This is a genomic window from Thiocapsa sp. (assembly GCF_035467215.1).
GTDB lineage: Bacteria > Pseudomonadota > Gammaproteobacteria > Chromatiales > Chromatiaceae > Thiocapsa.
The window spans coordinates 1-17,139 of record NZ_DATITZ010000101.1; the positions used below are offsets into that span (position 1 = coordinate 1).

The 17,139-nt window shown below is 64.8% G+C and carries 14 protein-coding genes; 10 read left to right on the top strand and 4 right to left on the bottom strand.

From position 1 onward, the window contains the following. From napA to VLR48_RS05710, 6 genes are all read left to right on the top strand, one after another. Window positions 1-2,508 (top strand): nitrate reductase catalytic subunit NapA (gene napA / locus VLR48_RS05685; protein WP_325290848.1); only part of this gene is annotated, 2,508 nt, incomplete at its 5' end. A 93-nt stretch (window positions 2,509-2,601) separates the two neighbouring features. Then, window positions 2,602-3,369, top strand: a complete 768-nt coding sequence (gene napG, locus VLR48_RS05690) for a ferredoxin-type protein NapG (RefSeq protein ID WP_325290849.1) — start codon at window positions 2,602-2,604, stop codon at window positions 3,367-3,369. Then, complete coding sequence (gene napH / locus VLR48_RS05695; protein ID WP_325290850.1) at window positions 3,370-4,203, top strand: quinol dehydrogenase ferredoxin subunit NapH; 834 nt, start codon at window positions 3,370-3,372, stop codon at window positions 4,201-4,203. A 56-nt stretch (window positions 4,204-4,259) separates the two neighbouring features. Continuing rightward, on the top strand, window positions 4,260-4,733 hold the full coding sequence (locus VLR48_RS05700; protein WP_093187809.1) for a nitrate reductase cytochrome c-type subunit: 474 nt from the start codon (window positions 4,260-4,262) through the stop codon (window positions 4,731-4,733). A 147-nt stretch (window positions 4,734-4,880) separates the two neighbouring features. Then, window positions 4,881-5,363: a cyclic nucleotide-binding domain-containing protein gene (locus tag VLR48_RS05705; protein WP_325290851.1), complete on the top strand. Its 483-nt coding sequence runs from the start codon at window positions 4,881-4,883 to the stop codon at window positions 5,361-5,363. Continuing rightward, window positions 5,360-6,097, top strand: a complete 738-nt coding sequence (locus VLR48_RS05710; RefSeq protein ID WP_325290852.1) for a response regulator transcription factor — start codon at window positions 5,360-5,362, stop codon at window positions 6,095-6,097. The genes VLR48_RS05705 and VLR48_RS05710 overlap by 4 nt, the downstream gene beginning before the upstream one ends. Window positions 6,098-6,121: 24 nt before the next feature. Here VLR48_RS05710 and VLR48_RS05715 read toward each other — a convergent pair whose 3' ends face one another. From VLR48_RS05715 to VLR48_RS05730, 4 genes are all read right to left on the bottom strand, one after another. Continuing rightward, window positions 6,122-8,416 carry an ATP-binding protein gene (locus tag VLR48_RS05715; RefSeq protein ID WP_325290853.1) on the bottom strand — a complete coding sequence of 765 codons (2,295 nt, stop codon included), beginning with the start codon at window positions 8,414-8,416 and terminating at the stop codon, window positions 6,122-6,124. 71 nt (window positions 8,417-8,487) lie between these two features. Beyond that, window positions 8,488-8,715 carry a DUF5615 family PIN-like protein gene (locus VLR48_RS05720; protein WP_325290854.1) on the bottom strand — a complete coding sequence of 76 codons (228 nt, stop codon included), beginning with the start codon at window positions 8,713-8,715 and terminating at the stop codon, window positions 8,488-8,490. After that, window positions 8,712-8,936 (bottom strand): DUF433 domain-containing protein, encoded by a 225-nt coding sequence (locus VLR48_RS05725; protein ID WP_325290855.1) that lies wholly within the window; start codon window positions 8,934-8,936, stop codon window positions 8,712-8,714. Before VLR48_RS05725 ends, VLR48_RS05720 begins: the two co-directional genes overlap by 4 nt. A 175-nt stretch (window positions 8,937-9,111) precedes the next feature. Then, window positions 9,112-10,668, bottom strand: a complete 1,557-nt coding sequence (locus tag VLR48_RS05730) for an extracellular solute-binding protein (protein ID WP_325290856.1) — start codon at window positions 10,666-10,668, stop codon at window positions 9,112-9,114. Between the two features lie 107 nt (window positions 10,669-10,775). On the opposite strand from VLR48_RS05730, the gene VLR48_RS05735 reads away from it, so the two are divergent. The 4 genes from VLR48_RS05735 to VLR48_RS05750 form a co-directional block, all read left to right on the top strand. Next, window positions 10,776-12,077: a carbohydrate porin gene (locus VLR48_RS05735; protein WP_325290857.1), complete on the top strand. Its 1,302-nt coding sequence runs from the start codon at window positions 10,776-10,778 to the stop codon at window positions 12,075-12,077. Window positions 12,078-12,206: 129 nt separating this feature from the next. Beyond that, window positions 12,207-14,672, top strand: coding sequence for a phosphoenolpyruvate--protein phosphotransferase (gene ptsP, locus VLR48_RS05740; RefSeq protein WP_325290858.1), 2,466 nt, complete (start codon window positions 12,207-12,209; stop codon window positions 14,670-14,672). Window positions 14,673-14,686: 14 nt separating this feature from the next. Next, complete coding sequence (gene pfkB / locus VLR48_RS05745; protein WP_325290859.1) at window positions 14,687-15,643, top strand: 1-phosphofructokinase; 957 nt, start codon at window positions 14,687-14,689, stop codon at window positions 15,641-15,643. A gap of 242 nt (window positions 15,644-15,885) precedes the next feature. Then, the coding region (locus tag VLR48_RS05750) for a PTS fructose-like transporter subunit IIB (RefSeq protein ID WP_325290860.1) at window positions 15,886-17,139 on the top strand (1,254 nt) is incomplete at its 3' end.

Below are 17,139 nucleotides of genomic sequence, written 5' to 3' on the forward strand. Positions count from 1 at the left end.
CTGAACTGCGTGAAGGGTTACTTCAACGGCAAGATCCTCTACGGCAAAGACCGCCTGACGCAGCCCTTGATGCGGATGACGGACGGACGATTCGACAAGAAGGGCAAGTTCACCCCGGTGACCTGGGATCAGGCCTTCGACGAGATGGCGATCCAGTTCAAGAAAGCCTACGAAGAAAAAGGACCGACCGGGATCGGCGTCATCGGCTCCGGCCAATGGCTGATCCAGGAAGGCTATGCGATGACCAAGCTGATGAAGGCCGGTTTTCGCAGCAACAACATCGATCCCAATGCGCGCAATTGCATGGCCTCGGCCGTGGCTGCTTTCATGCAGGTCTTCGGCATCGACGAGCCGCCGGGCAATTACGACGACATCGAATATACGGATACGGTCGTCGCTTGGGGCGCGAATATGGCCGAGGCCCATCCGGTCCTATGGCAGCGTGTCATCGACCGCCGCCTCGGCCATTCGGACATGAAGATCGTCAACATCACGACCCTGCGGAACATGACCTCCGAAGGGTCGGATCTCGAGATCATTATCAAGCCGAATACCGACATGGCGCTGCTCAATTACCTGGCGCGCGAGATCATCCAACGCGATGCCGTGAATCAAGCCTTCGTCGATGCCCATTGTGTCTTCTGCGCCGGCCCGACCGATATCGGTTACGGGATGCGTGCGACCGACAAATTCGCGTTCGAAGCCGAGAAGGATATCCAGGCGCGTGAGGTCGAGGTGACTCTGACGCGGGACGAGGCGATCGGGCTCGGACTGGATCCCGAGCAGGTTCACACCATCAAGCAGGCCAATGCGGCCACGGCCGACCGACACTGGCTGGTCGGTTTCGAGGACTTCAAGGCCGGGGTCGCGCCCTACACGCTGGATTTCGTCGCCGAGCTGTCCAAGGGCGATGCCGAGGAGTCCTTGGATGCCTTCAAGGCCAAGCTCGTGCGTCTGGCGGATCTTTACGCCGACCCGAAGCGCAAGCTGGTCAGTTTCTGGACCATGGGCTTCAACCAGCATGTGCGCGGGACCTGGGTCAACGAGCAGATCTACAGCGTGCATCTCCTGTTGGGAAAGATCGCCGAGCCCGGCAACAGCCCCTTCTCCCTGACCGGCCAGCCTTCCGCCTGCGGGACCGCGCGCGAGGTCGGCACCTTCAGTCATCGTCTGCCGGCCGATATGGTCGTCAACATCGCAAAGCACAGGGATATCACCGAGCAGACCTGGAAGCTGCCGCCCAAGACGCTCAACCCCAAGGTCGGGAGTCACATCACCAAGATCATGCGTGATCTGGAAGACGGGTCCATGTCCTGGGTCTGGGTCCAGGTCAACAACCCCTTCCAGCATGTCGCCAATGCCAATCATTGGCTGAAGGCGGCGCGCGAGAACGACAACTTCATCGTCGTCTCCGATGCCTATCCGAGCATCTCGGCCAAGGTGGCCGATCTGATTCTGCCCGTCGCCATGATCTTCGAGAAATGGGGCGGCTACGGGAACGCCGAGCGCCGTACCCAGCTCTGGCGCGAGCAGGTTCCACCGCCGGGTGAGGCACGCAGCGATCTGTGGCAGATCCTGGAATTCTCCAAACGCATCACCCTGGCGGAGGTCTGGAAGGAGCAGGCCATTCCGGGTCTCAAGGACGAGGGATTCGAGGAGGGGAAACTCCCGGATGTGATGGCGGCGGCACAGGAGATGGGTTACCAACCCGAGATGACGCTCTACGAGGCGCTCTTCGAGACACCGCAGAACAAGGCCTTCGCCTGGCCCGATCCGGTGTCCAAGGGGCACGACAATCACACGGTCAAGCATCTCGGTGTGGATTGGTTTGTCGAGAAGGCGCTCTTCGAGGAATACGCTGGCTTCGGCCGTGGTCATCACCACGACCTCGCGCCCTTCGATGTCTATTATCAGGACGATGTGCGCGGCCTGCGTTGGCCGGTGGTCGACGGTAAAGAGACGCCGTGGCGCTTCAACGCCAAATACGATCCCTACGTGAAGAACGGCGAGATCGAATTCTACGGCGGTGCCATGAAGGAGCTGGTGACCGGCAATTTGACCGGCCCAACGACCGAGGAGAAGACCAAATTCCCCGGTAAGGCGAAGATCTTTTTCAGACCTTACGCCGCACCGGTCGAATCGCCCGACGGAAACTACGACCTCTGGCTCTGTACCGGGCGGCTGCTCGAACACTGGCACACCGGCACCATGACGCGACGCGTGCCCGAGCTGCATCGGGCCATGCCGGCAGCCGTGCTGGACATGAACGAGAAGGATGCCGAGGAGCGCGGTCTCAAACGTCAGGATACGGTCTGGATCGAATCACGACGCGGCAAGATCAAGGCGGTAATCGAAACCACGGGCCGTAATCGTCCGCCACGCGGCTATAGCTTCATGGCCTTTTTCGACGAGTCGGTGTTCGTCAATAAGCTGTGCATCGATGCGACCTGTCCGATCTCCAAGGAGGAGGATTTCAAAAAGACCGCGATCAAGATCTACAAGGTGTAAAGCGCCCTCATCGGCATCATCGACAGTGCTTGGATGTGTCGCATGCATCCGAGCGAGCCGAGTGCTTTCATCACGTCCGGCGACTCAGCGATCATGACAACGCGGCGCGGTTTCATCCAGAAGAGCATCCAAGGCGCGGCCGTCGCGACCAGCGGCGGCATGCTCTGGTCGTATCTCGCCATTCAAAACGCGCGGGCCGAGCCATTGGCCCTGCGTCCGCCCGGTGCGCTTCCGGATGCGGACTTCAATGCGCTCTGCATCAAATGCGGACGTTGCGTCGTCGCCTGTCCATACGACACCTTGACACTGGCCGCCTTGGCCGACCGTGCCCCGCTGGGCACGCCCTATTTCGAGCCGCGGCAGATTCCCTGCTACCTGTGTCACGACATCCCATGCAAGGCCGCCTGTCCGACGGGTGCACTCTCCCCGACGCTCGACGATGTGATGGACTCGCGGATGGGCCTCGCCTTCATCGACACCGAGCATTGTCTCTCCTGGCAGGGACTGCGTTGCGAGATCTGTTATCGGGTTTGCCCGCTTCGGGACACGGCGATTCGCGTCGAAACACGACGGCGTGAATTGAGCAAGCACGCCATGCTCCTGCCTATTGTCCTAAGCGAAGGATGCACGGGTTGCGGCATCTGCGAGAATGCCTGTCCGACCGAGATCGCGGCCATCAAGGTGCTCCCCTCCGAGTTGATTCAAGGCAAGATCGGTGATCATTTCAGGATGGGCTGGAAACAAGCAGACGGCGCGACGCCCGGCTCGGGACCAGGCGACACCTGGAAGGGAAAGATGGACGCAGCGCCGGAGCAGGATCAGGCGCCCGGGTTGGATTATCTGAACGAGCCGGAGTTTTAGATGGCGAGCAATCGGCATACAACGCCCGCTCTCTGGAATTGGCGCTACTTGATTCTGCGGAGGGTTGTTCAGATCGGCGTTTTGTTGCTGTTCTACGGCACGCTGCATTGGGGCTGGTCTTTGTTCGGTCTCCCCTTGTTGAGCGGAAACCTCAGTGCATCGGAGGTTCTCGGACAGGTGACGCTCGCCGATCCCTTCGCGACTCTTCAGATCCTGCTGACGGGACACGTCCTTCAGTCCGAGGTGCTATTTGGTGCTGCGCTTGTCTTGGGCGTTTTCCTGATCTTGGGCGGGAGGGTCTGGTGCTCCTGGGTCTGTCCGGTCAATCTGGTCACCGACTTTGCCGGCGTTCTGCATCGCAGGACTTGGCGCAAGAACCTGTTCGGGATTCCCCGTCACCTGCGTTACACGGTGCTGGCACTCGCGCTCCTGCTGTCGGTCCTGATCGGGCTACCCGCCTTCGAATGGGTCAGCCCGATCGGGGCCATGCATCGCGAGATCATCTTCGGTTTGGGTCTGGGCTGGACCGCATTGGTGGGCCTCTTTTTATTCGATTGGCTGGTCGTCAAGCAGGGTTGGTGCGGCCACCTCTGTCCACTAGGTGCCTTTTATTCATTGGTGGGGCGGCACACGGCCCAGATCAGGGTCAAATTCGACCAATCCAGCTGCAGTGGCTGCGGGGATTGCCAAGCAATCTGCCCGGAGCCTCAGGTCTTGAACCTCAAACGTCTGGCCCACGATGGCCAGGTCCTTTCGGGTGAATGTACGAATTGCGCGCGGTGTATCCCGATCTGCCCCGAGAAGAGCCTGGCATTCGGTTGGCGCTTAAAGTAACCCGGTTCCGGCTCTGTTCCGGCGCAGCATCGGCTCATAATGAAGGAGGATAACCCATGATCATGCTTCCCCGTTCCCTCGCGGTCGTCGCCGGGGTCGTTCTGGCCGGCAGCTTTGCCCTTGCACAAGACCTGTCCTGGATCGACGAGGATCTCGCCGGGACCGTCTTCGATTCCCCCGACCCGGTGAGCTTCGAGTATCTTTCGATCGATCCCGAGGATGCCGATTCGACCTTGCCGACCGCGTTCGAGGATGCGCCGCCCTTGATCCCGCACAGCATCGAGGAGTCCGGCCTGATTACGCTGAAAAACAACAAGTGCCTGAAATGTCATCACGACCAGGATCTCTGGGACCAGGACAAGGACGCGGACGAACCCTCCCCGATGCCCGAGAGTCATTACGTGAGCCTGCGCAGCGATCCGGGTACGGTCGAGAAAAAGATCATCGGGACCCGCTATTTCTGTACCCAGTGCCACGTCCCGCAGACCGAGGCGAATCTGCTGGTCGGAAATGATTTCGACGCGCCTTGACCGCATCCCTGCGTGCTTCACCGACGGGGCAGATCCCGATCCGACGCGCTAAACTCACGGGACCTTCATCCGCGTGCGTACCTGCTGCGCTCGCGCACGATGACTGCACACTGTCCTTTCTGTCGGAGAGAAACGGGAGATCGGTCGATGAATCAGATGGATTGGGCGGAAATACTGCGCAGCTCGGTGCTCGGCACCGAGCTCGACGAGAGGGAGGCGTCGATTCTGGCGGAGCACATGGGTCTCGTCAGGCTGACCAACGGGGAATTGCTGGTTTCCGAGGACGAGCAGCGGCGCACCCTGTTTCTGCTCGCGGAGGGGCGTCTGTGCGTCTGCAAGACGGTCGGCGGGGTCGAGGAGTCTCTCTATCGGATGCGTCCGGGGGAGTGCGCCGGGACCCGAGCCTTCGTCGACGGCTCCGCGCGCAAGGCCGCCTTGCGTTCGGAGGACGACAGCAGTGCTCTGACCCTGGAGCCCGATGATTTCGAGGCGCTTGTCGAGTCACATCCGCGGCTGGTCTACAAGGTCATGCGTGCGATCTTCCGCATCACCCACACGAACCTGATGCGGGTCAACCTCGAGCGCAACGAGCTGGCGAACTACATGCACAAGACCGGCGGGCGTTATTGATTCAGGTCCTCATCGTCGACGATGATCCGGACATCCGGGATCTGGTCGCGCACGAGGTCCGTCAGCAGGGTTGGGACCTGCTGCAGGCCGGTAGCGACGCGGAGCTGACGGAACTGCTGAGGCAACGCACGCCCGACATCATCCTGCTCGACATCCGTCTGCCCGATCAGGACGGCTTGACGATTGCCCGGCGCCTGCGTGCCGCCTCGACGATCCCGATCATCATGCTGACGGGCATGGGCTCGGACGTGGACCGGATTGTCGGGCTGGAGCTCGGCGCAGACGACTATGTGGTGAAGCCCTTCAACCCGCGTGAGCTGATCGCCCGCATCAAGGCGGTGTTGCGACGGACATCCGCCGGAGCGATGGTGCCCGCGCCGACGCCATCCCCCGGACACGATTGCAGACGCTTCGCCGGCTGGATGCTGGATCTCTCCGCTCGTCTCTTGACCGACCCCGACGGCAACCCGGTGTCCTTGACCAATGCCGAGTTTCTCTTGTTGGAGGCATTCCTCGATGCCCCGCGCCGGGTCTTGAGTCGCGAGCATCTGCTCGAGCGCACCCATTCGTTCGAGGCCGATGTCTTCGATCGCACCATCGACGTCCTCATCATGCGTCTGCGCCGTAAGATCGAGTCCAACAATCCTGCGCCGAGGCTTATCCGAACCGAGCGCGGCGCAGGCTATGTCTTCGATGCCGATGTAGAACAGATGGGGCAACGTAGGTCGGATTAGCGCAGCGTAATCCGACGATTTTTGCTATTCGCCATCGATCGCCTGCCGCACCGCGTATGCCAGATGCTCCATGGTGACCGGCTTGCGGAGCAGCGCGGCGGCCTGGTCCTTGATCTCGGTGGTCTCGCCGGACGTGAACAAGATCGCCAGATCCGGCCGACGTGCCCGCGCCTCGCGGGCCAGGGTGACCCCGTCCCAAGGCGTCGGCATCGCGACATCCGTGTAGAGCAGGCGGACCTCGGGCCCGCGCTCCAGCAGATCCAGGGCCGCCGTCCCGTCGCCCGCGGTCAAGACACGGTAGCCGAGACCTCTGAGCTGATCGTCCGTGGACGCCAAGACGTCGCTGTCGTCGTCCACCGCGAGCACCCACTCGCCATTGCCCTGCGGTGGATTCCCGGACGGGACGGTCTCCAAGATGTCCTCGGATGCCGTCTCGGAGGACGCGGCGACCGGAAGCCGGATGCGCACGCTTGTGCCTCCACCGACGCGGCTCTCGATCCGCATCTCGCCCCCGGACTGTCGCGCAAAGCCGTACACCATACTGAGCCCGAGTCCGCTGCCTTTGCCGGGCGCTTTGGTGGTGAAGAAGGGTTCACAGACGCGTTCGAGAACGTCCGCGGGGATGCCGCGACCCGTGTCCTCGACCGCGACCTCGACGGCGTCGTCACCGGCAGCCGCGGTCGTAATGCTGATCCGACCGTCTCCGTCCAAGGCATCGCGGGCGTTGATGACCAGATTCATCAACGCGTTCTCGAGCTGTCCCGGGTCGACCCGCACCCGAGGCAGGTCCGGCGCGATCGCGGCACTCAACTCGGTGCCCTCCGCGACGCTCACCTCGAGCAGATCCAGCATGCCGCCGACCAGGGCGTTGATGTCCACGACCTCGGGCGCGAGCCGTTGGCGCCGGGAGAAGGCGAGCAATCGCTCCACCTGGCGCACGGCGCGATCCGTTGCACCCATGGCCCGCTGCCAGCGCTCGCGAAGCAGGGGGTCGTCTCCCGCTTTGGGCTCCAGATAGGTCAGATTGCCGAGGATGGCGGCGAGGATATTGTTGAAGTCGTGGGCGATACCGCCGGTGAGCTGCCCGACCAGCTCCATCTTCTGGGCTTGGCGCAGCTGACCCTCCATCGTCTCCATGCGAAAGGCGTTGTCCTTGAAGACGTTAAAGACGCGGGCCAGGTCGCCGATCTCGTCGCGCCGATCCATCGCCGGCACCCGGGCGTCGCGCTCGCCGCCGGCCAGGCGCTGCATGGCGCGGGTGACCGCACGCAGGTTCAGGCTGATGTCGCGCACCAGGAACCGGTAGGAGACGAGGGTCGCGAGCAGTACCACGGCGATGCTGACGGCGACGAAGATCAGCGTATTGTTCAGCAAGGTGTCGCCCATGGCGCCCGCGGCCCGGGCGATGGTCTCGCTGGCCGAATGCACCAGCGCATCTACACGTGTCTTGAGCGCGGCGGCGATGTCGCGGCTCGCCGTCACCAGGGACTCCGCGCCCTCGATGGTCGCGATCTCCTGCTCGCGCAGTAGGAAGACGCCGTCGGCCTGAAGTTGGATCTCCAGGTCGGCGATCGCCTGTGCCAGCTCCGGGCGCAGTCCCGACGGAATCCTCGGGAGCAGAGCCGCAAGCTGACCGCGGGTGCGCTCGAAGGAGCTACGGAACACCCGTACCTGGTCGACGCTCGGCGACTCGGCCGCGAGGAGCAGATCGCTGAAGGCCGAGCCCGCCAGTCGCTCCGCATCCAGCAGCGGTCCCTGGGCACCGGCAGCGCGGCGAAAGAGTCCCGGGTCGACGTCCGTATCCCGTCCCACGACATCGCTCACCAGCAGGATCGACGGCCCCAGGGTCTGCTGCACGCGCTCGCGCAGGGCGAGCAGCCGCTCGCGTTGGTCCTGGAGGGCGACACCGAGCGCTGCTTGTTGCTCCAGCGCCAGGGCCAGATCCCGCAGGTTCGCCGCCAGCTCGGGCGCCAGCCGGGCGATGTCCGCAACCCCGTCGCTGCCGGCCGGATGCAGGTCGCGCAGCCGCTCGGTCTCGCTGGCCAGGGAGCGCAGGTCACGGTTGATCAGGGCAGTCTGGCGTTGACGCGCCTCGGCATCCTTCGCGGCCAGCAGCGCAGGAGCGCGGTCCTCCAGCCGCTCGCCGACGCGTGCCAGGACCAAGGCCGCGTTGGACGCCGGCAGCTCGCGCTCCATGACCGTCGCCACCCCGGCACGCGTCTCCAGCAGCGCCATCAGCGCCATGGCGCTCGCAAGCGTGATCGCCAGGGCCGCAAGGCCCAGGATCAGCAGCAGACGGGCTTGGATGCCGGAGAACATCGGGTTGATCCGGGGGCTACCGGTTCTCGTCGGGGAGGGCATTTGTGGCGATGCCAAACCAAAGCTCCGCCTCACGCCTCAATAGAGGGTTCAGTCCTTTCACCGGTGAAGAATGAGATGATCTCGTCAGCATCTTTGCTGACGACGATACGATCCTCCCGGCAGGCCAGCGCGGTGATGTCGGCATCCCGCGTCCGATTTTGCTCGGGCAAGTCGAGCGTATGAAGAACGTCGTGCCCGCGTGTATTCAGCCAGCGCGCCAGTCGTCTCGGCAATTGCGCATCGACGATGAACCTCACGCCGCAAGTGGCTCGATGCGCTTGGTCTGTGTCACCCGCGCGGCAAAGGAGAGGGCTGCGAGGATGTCTTCGCGTGTCAGATCCTCGTAGTCCGCCAAGATATCGTCGATTGTCATTCCTCCCGCAAGCCATTCCAGTACATTTTCCACCGGGTAGCGTAAGCCGCGAATACAGGGCTTGCCATGGCAGATGATCGGGTCGATCGTGATCAAGTCATTCATCGTCGTGTCCGTTGCAGGTGCTTATTTGTGCAGCTGATGTGGGTTGAGGCTCGCGCTCGGCTCGAAGTGCTTTTGAAAATCCTCTGTAGTCTATTCCAACGCTCCAGGTCAACCCGGTCTTGGGGAGAGGCAGGAGTCCGTCCGACCGGGACCGCCTGGGTCGAACAACCCCGTCTCAATCGGCCGGCTCCGACAACCCCATCGCCTCCCGATAATGTCGTCGCTGGCTGTTGCGACCGAGGCGGTCGGTGAGGGCCTCCCAGTCCGCGGCGGCGGCGCGAAGTCCCTCCTCGGGTGTCGCGCTGCCGGTCATGACGCGGTCGAGCTGGTCTTCGAGGGCGGCGATGTAGGCGCGATAGCCGGGCAGGCGTAGGTCGCGCGCGATCTGAGGTGCGGAGAGGCTGGCGCGCAGCACGCCCAGATAGTCGTTTGCCTGACGGTCTCCGAGCAGGCGCCGCCAGGGTGCCGGGTCGTCGAGGTGCGAGAGACGGTAGGGGTTGATGCCGGAGCTGCCGTCGAGCATGTCTCGGGCGCTGTGCTCCGGGCTCGCATACCGGGCGACGTAGGCCCAGGCCCGCTCGTGCTCGGCGCTGGCCGCGGGCACCACGGCGATCCAGCCGCCGAAGGCCAGGAAGCTGACCGATCGGACGGCCGGCAGTGTCTCCCAGGCGCGGCTCGCGGGGTTCCAGACCTCGCGGCTTCCGGGCAGGACGAAGAAGCCGACATTCCCGGCGATGGCGGATGTCTCGGTTCTGTTTTCGCGTGAATCTCCCGAGAGCGGGGTATCCGCAATTCCAGCTCGCCCTCCGCCCAGCGCACCGGCCAGCACGCCCGTATCGGCCCAGTCAATGTTCATCGCGGCCCGTCCCGCGGCGAAGCGGGTGCACACGGCCTCGCTGTCCAGACTGTCCGCATCGACGGGACCGAATCGGCGCAGCTCCAGCATCTCGTTCAATGCTCGCACCCAGCCGGGGTTGTCGATGGCCGGAACCATGGTGTCCGGGTCGAAGAACATGGCGCCGGGATGGTCCGGATGATTGGTATAGGCCGCGGCACGACTGAAGAGTGTCCAGATGCGCTGACCCTCGCGGGCATAGGCCTCCAGCGTACCGGACAGCGCGCTTCCATCGGCGAGGGGGCGGTCATTAAAAAAGGCCGCGATCTCGCGGTACTCGGACCAGGTCTGCGGCGGCTGCAAGGGCCGTCCGTATTCCGCGGCGAAGGCGGCGCGGGTATCCGGATCCTCGAAGAGATCCCGGCGATAGGCGCCCATGTGCAGATCGCCGTCTATCGTTAACGCCATCCAGCGGTTGTTCCAGCGCATCAGTGCATCGCGATAGAGGGGGTGGATGTCGTGGACGATCGGGCTCGCGATGACAAGGTCCGGGACCGGCGAGAGGTAAGACGCGAAATCCGGCAGCCAGGCCGATGGGATCAGGAGTGCGTCGAATGGCAAGTGACCGGTGACGAAGCCGAGCATGATCTGCTCGTAGAGGTCCGCGAAGGGGATCCGAATCACCTGAACAGCGGTTCCGGTCGCGGCCTCGAAATCCCGCCCGTGCCGCTCGGCCGGACCGCCGATGGCGGTGGTATCGCGCGTGAGGATCTGCAGGCTCGGCCCGACCCTGGTCTGTCCGGCACGCGTATCGCCGTAGGCGCCCGTCGCCCACGGCGCGGCGGATGGCACGGCGAATATGACAAAGATGACAAAAAGGCCATGGAGTCGTGTCATCGTTCGTTCATCCGGCAGGGTTGTGATACGCGACAGGCCAAGCACTCGATTGAAGCGTACCGGACGGACCCGTCGATGACGAACCCCGACCATAAGAGAGGACAACGATGAAGACCACCAACACCCCTTTGGGTCTCGCCGCCCTGACCATCGCCATGATCGCTGCCAACGCGGCGATGGCCGAAGACGGCAACGTCGGCGACGAGGTTCCTCTGCCGCCGAGTAGTTCTTCCGATGCGTCGGGCGGTTGGTTCAACGGCGATTATCTTACCGGCGATTGGGGCGGCAAGCGCACCGAGCTTGCGGCCAAGGGCCTCGACTTCTTCGCCTACTACAACGCCATCGTCGCGAGCAACGTCGGCGGCGGCATCGAGCAGGGCACGGCCCTGGCCGGCGATCTCTATATGGGGATGACCGTCGATCTGGGCAAAGCAGCCGGTTTGGACGGCTGGACCTTCAATCTCAGCGGCATCGATCGGGCCGGTGCGAGCATCGACGAGGACGTGGGCGGTATCTACAGCGTTATGCAGTTGGTCGGCGGCCAGACCTATTTCCTCTACAACCTCAGCCTGGAAAAGAGCTGGGCGGATGGCCAGTACGCACTCAAATTCGGCCGTATCACGGCGACAGACGATTTCGCCGGGTCGCCATTCTACGGCTATTACCTCTCCAACAGCTTCAACGGCCAGATCCGTGCCGTGCTGCTCGACGGCGTCATGACCTCCTATCCCTTTCCTGTCTGGGGCACACGGTTCCAGTACGCGCCGACTGAAGACTTCCGGGCCAAGATCGGCGTCTACCAATTGACCGAGCGAATGTTCGACCCGGATCTGCACGGCACCGATTTTACCTTTCGGTCCAGCGACGGTGTCTCGATCATGGCCCAGCTCGAATGGGATTGGCGCTGGGGCTCCAAACCCGGTCATTTCGGGCTTGGTCTGAACAACGTCTATTTCGACATGCCCGATTTCGATTCGGATACCACCACCGACACCTTTATCCGCTATTACGCCCAACTCGATCAGCACGTCACGCAGGAGCGCACGGGCTCCGGTCAAGGGTTGTATCTCTTCGGCACACTCGCCTACACCAACCAACAGCAGCCGGCGCTCGTCCCCTTCCAAACCAGCTTCGGCGCCCAATACGTCGGCCCCTTCGCCGGGCGCAATCAAGACCGCCTCATCTTCGGAACCACATTCGGCAAGCTGAGCGACGACTATGCCGCCGAGCAGGTATCGCTGGGCAACGGCGACCCGGATTACGAATGGGTCTTGGAGCTGGGTTATCGCATCCAGCTCACCAAGTTCGCCTACATCCAACCCGATATCCAATATATCTTGCAGCCCGGCGGAACGGGCGACATCCCGGATGCGACGGTCATCGGCATGCAGTTCGGCGTTTCGCTTTAACGCGATTCACAACGACTCAAAACAAAAAAACCAAACCGCGTCTGCCACGGCCGCCGGGGATCACGAAAGGCCAGGCCTGAATGGAAACGGCGCATATCATGGCGGACGCGGTTTGCGAGGAGGACCGACATGATCTCTCTAGACCTCTCCGCGGTGCGTCTCGGCGCGACCGCAGTCGACAAGACCGACGCCATCCGTCAGGTCGGCCGGATCCTGGTCGAGGCGGGCTACATCGAGCCGGGCTATGTCGACAGCCTGTTGGCGCGTGAACGGGTGGCCAACACCTTTCTGGGCAACGGTATCGCCATCCCCCACGGCGTGCCCAAGGACCGCGGGATGATCAAGCAGACCGGCGTGGCCGTGTTGCAGGTGCCGGACGGGGTGGAGTGGAATCCGGGCGACCGTGTGCATCTGGTGGTGGGGATCGCGGCCAAGTCCGACGAGCACCTTCAGATCCTGACCAACCTGACCGATGTCCTCGGCGATCCGGCCGAGGCCGCGCGTCTCGCCCACACCACCAATCCGGCGGACATCGGCACACGGTTGTCCACCGGAACCGCACCGGCCAAACCGGCTCCGGAGGCCCTGCCGGATGATCTACCGAATCACTTCGACGCCGTCATCACCTCTCCGCATGGTCTGCATGCGCGTCCGGCGACGGCACTGGTCGATATCGCCAAGGGCTTCGGCGCGACCATTCGGGTGCGTCACGGCGACCGTGCGGGGGACGCCAAGAGCCTGATCGCGCTCCTGAACCTCGGGATCGAGTCCGGCGCGACCATCCGCGTCATGGCCGAGGGCGCCGACGCGGATGCCGCGCTCGCCGCGCTGCGCGAGGCCATCGATGCGGGGCTCGAGGAAGAAGAGGAGGCCGTAGGCGCGCCCGGCACCGCCGATCTGCCCCGGATCGACTGGGAAGGCCCGAGCATCGCCGCCGTGGCTGCCTCGCCCGGGTTGGCGCTCGGCCCGGTCCGGCAGTATCAACGCGGCAAGATCGTCGTCGCCGCGACCGCGCGGGATCCCGCCGCCGAGCTGACGCGTCTGGACCGCGCCATCGAGGCCGCCAAGCGTGAGCTTGCCGAGCTCTACGAGGAGGTCAAGGCCCGCGCAGGCGCCGGCAAGGCGGCCATCTTCCGCGCCCATGCCGAGTTTCTGGCGGATCAGGGTCTGATCGACCGGGCCCAGGTGCTGATTCGCGAGGACGCGCGCTCCGCCGGCTATGCCTGGGAGCAGAGTATCGGCGAGCAAGCCAAGACGCTGGCCGCGCAGCAGGACGCGCTTCTGGCCGCCCGCGCACTGGATCTGCGCGACGTGGGTCGGCGCGTGCTGCGCATGCTGGCCGAGCGCATCGAGGACGAGCCGAACCTGCCGGATACGCCGGTGATCCTGATCGCCGACGACCTGAGCCCGTCCGATACCGCTCGATTGGATCCGGCCCTGGTGCTCGGGATCTGCACCGCCGCCGGCGGGCCGACCTCGCACACCGCCATCATCGCCCGCTCGCTCGGTATCCCCGCCGTGGTCGGCGCCGGTGACTCGGTGCTCGACATCGCCGACGGCAGCCCGATCGTGCTGGACGGCAACAGCGGCACCCTGGTGCTGATCCCGACCGACGCGGATCGGGCCAACGCCGAGCGTGCGCGCGCCGACTTGGCGACCCAGCGCGAGGCCGAGCGTCGCGCCTGCTACCAGCCCGCCATCACGACCGACGGGGCACGCATCGAGGTGGTCGCCAACATCGCAGCACCCGAGGAAGCCGGCCGAGCGGTGGAGGCGGGCGGGGAGGGTGTCGGCCTGCTGCGCACCGAGTTCCTCTTCCTGGGCCGCGATCAGGCACCGAGCGAGGACGAGCAGACCGCGGCCTACACCGAGATGGTCCGTGCCCTGAACGGCCTGCCCATCATCATCCGCACCCTGGATATCGGCGGCGACAAGGCCGTGCCCTACATGTCCATGCCGGCGGAGGAGAACCCCTTCCTCGGCGAGCGCGGGATTCGGCTCTGCCTGAACCGACCCGAGCTGTTCCGCACCCAGTTGCGCGCCATCTTCCGCGCGGCAGCACACGGCCCGGTGCGGATCATGTACCCCATGATCTCCACGCTGGAGGAGCTCAAGCGCGCCAAGGCCCTGACCGAGGAGGTCCGTCTGGAGCTCGGCGCTGATCCGGTCGAGATCGGCATCATGATCGAGGTCCCCTCAGCGGTGATGATGGCCGAGGAGCTGGCCGCCGAGGCGGACTTCTTCTCGATCGGCTCCAACGATCTCACCCAGTACTGCTTGGCGGTGGACCGGATGCACCCGCTGCTGTCGCGTCAAGCCGACGGTCTGCATCCGGCCGTGCTGCGCATGATCGATGCGACCGTGCGCGCCGCCGACAAGGCCGGGATCTGGGTCGGGGTCTGCGGCGGCATCGCGGGCGACCCGCGCGGCGTGGTCATCCTGACCGGTCTGGGCGTGCGCGAGCTCTCGGTGAGCATCCCGAGCATCGCGGCGGTCAAGGCGCAGATCCGCGGCCTCTCGATGGAGCAGGCGCGTGCCCTTGCCCGACGCGCCCTGGCCTGCCCCACCTCCGCCGCCGTGCGCGGACTGCGCTGATGGAGACCAGGACCATGACCAACAGCACCAAGATCGCCACGCTCAGCCTGAACCCGGCCATCGACCAGACCGCGCGGGTGCCGGAGTTCACCGCCGGACGCGTCAACCGCGTCGAGCAGGAGCAGTCGGATGCCGGCGGCAAAGGGGTCAACGTCGCCTCCTTCCTGGCCGATTTCGGCCCGCGGGTTGCTGCGACGGGGCTGCTCGGCGCCGCTAACGCCGAGCCCTTCGTCGCGCTCTTCGCCCGCAAGGGGATCGAGGATCGCTTCGTACGGTTGCCCGGACGCACCCGCGTCAACGTCAAGATCGTCGACCCCATCCTGGACCAGGTCACCGACATCAACTTTCCCGGCCTGGAGCCGCACCCGGATGATCTGCTGCGTATGACCGAGACGATCGACAGCCTCTGTGCGGACACCGACTGGTTCGTGCTCTCGGGCAGCGTCCCGGCCGGGGTGCGTGCGACGATCTACGCGGAGCTGGTCACGCGTCTCAAGGCACGCGGCAAGCAGGTCGTGCTCGACGCGAGCGGTGCCCCTTTTTCCGAGGCCGTCGGCTGCGGCCCGGACATCATCAAGCCGAACATAGAGGAGCTAAGCGAGCTGGTCGGCCGGCCGCTGAAGGGCCGTGCCGAGGTGCTGGCGGCCGCCCGATCGCTGGTCGAACGGGGCGTGGGTCTGGTTGCCGTCTCGATGGGGGCCGCCGGTGCACTCTTCGTCGAGCGCGGCGGGGCGGTGTTCGCGACACCGTCGGCCATCAAGGTCAAGAGCACCGTCGGTGCGGGCGATGCCATGGTGGCCGGGCTCGTCGTCGGCACGCTGCACGGTCTGGACCTGGCCGGACGCGCGCGCCTGGCGACCGCCTTCTCGCTCGGCGCGCTCGGCGAGCTGGGTCCCAACCTGCCCGGCGCCGAGGTCGTCGAATCCTTCGCCGCCCGCGTGCAGGTGAGCGCACTCGACGCCGTCGCCTAAACCGCGTCCAGAGCGAGATGCTCACTTTCGAGTGAGCTCGACGTTTGGTGTATCCACGGCCCTTAGCGGGGACGCGCTTTAGAATTATATATTTTTTAATACCTTAAGCCGCTCCGGCTCCGGCAATTGTCGGAGGCGGCGTGCCCAAACCAATCCAGCAAACGACGCACATCGCGCCGGGCGCGGTTTAAGTCCTTCCAGGCTGAGCCACGCAAGCCGACCACCAGATTCCGGAGCACACCATGGCCAGACTCATTGCAGTGACATCCTGCCCGACGGGCATCGCCCACAGCCTGATGGCGGCGGAGGCCATTAATAAGACCGCGGCCCTCATGGGTCACGAGATCCAGGTCGAGATCCACGGCGCCGAAGGCACCACCAATCGGCTCTCGGAGGAGACCATCGCCGCAGCCGATGCGCTGCTGATCGCCGCGGACATCCATGTCGAGCTCGAGCCCTTCGGCGACAAGCCGACGCTGACGGTCTCCACCGGCCGCGCGATTCGCGACAGCCGGGCCGTCATCGAGGAGCTGTTGGCGCTGGTGCCGGGGTTGGCTCCGAGTCCCGCCTCGGACGTGGCGACGGCACCGCCGAAGGCACTGACCGCCGAAGCCGCGCCGGCGCCCCGGGCGGGCCGGCGCATCGTCGCCATCACCGCTTGCCCCACGGGCATCGCCCACACCTTCATGGCCGCGGACGCGCTGAAGAAGGCGGCGGTCGCCGCCGGGGACAGCATCGATGTCGAGACCCAGGGTTCGGTGGGTGCCAAGAACCAGCTCAGCGCCGAGCAGATCGCCGCGGCGGACCTGGTCATCATCGCCGCCGACACCCATGTCGACACCGGTCGCTTCGCCGGCAAGCCGGTTTACACGACCTCGGTCGGTGCCGCGGTGAAGGGCGCTGCGGCCCTGATCGATCGCGCCAAGGCCGAGGCGACCGTCGCCGGCGGAACCGCGCCGGTCGCTGCCGCGCCGACCGCGGGGGCGGGATCGGGCGCCGGAAAGCGCCATCTCGAAGGCGTCTACAAACACCTGCTGACCGGCGTCTCCTACATGCTGCCGATCGTGGTCGCGGGCGGTCTCTGCATCGCGCTCTCCTTCGTCTTCGGCATCGAGGCGTTCAAGGTCGAGGGCTCGCTGGCCGCGGCCCTGATGGAGATCGGCGGCGGTGCCGCGTTCAAGCTGATGATCCCGATCCTCTCCGGCTTCATCGCCTACTCCATCGCCGACCGGCCCGGTCTGACCCCGGGCCTGGTCGGCGGCATGCTCGCCATGAACCTCGAAGCCGGGTTTCTCGGCGGCATCGTCTCCGGCTTCCTGGCCGGCTACATCGCCCTCCTGATTCGCGACCGCGTGCATCTACCCCAGCACTTCGAAGGGCTGAAACCCGTGCTGGTCATCCCGCTGCTCTCCACGCTCGCGGTCGGCCTGCTGATGATCTATGTCGTCGGCGGCCCGGTGAAGCTGATCATGGACGGTCTCACGGCCTTCCTGCAG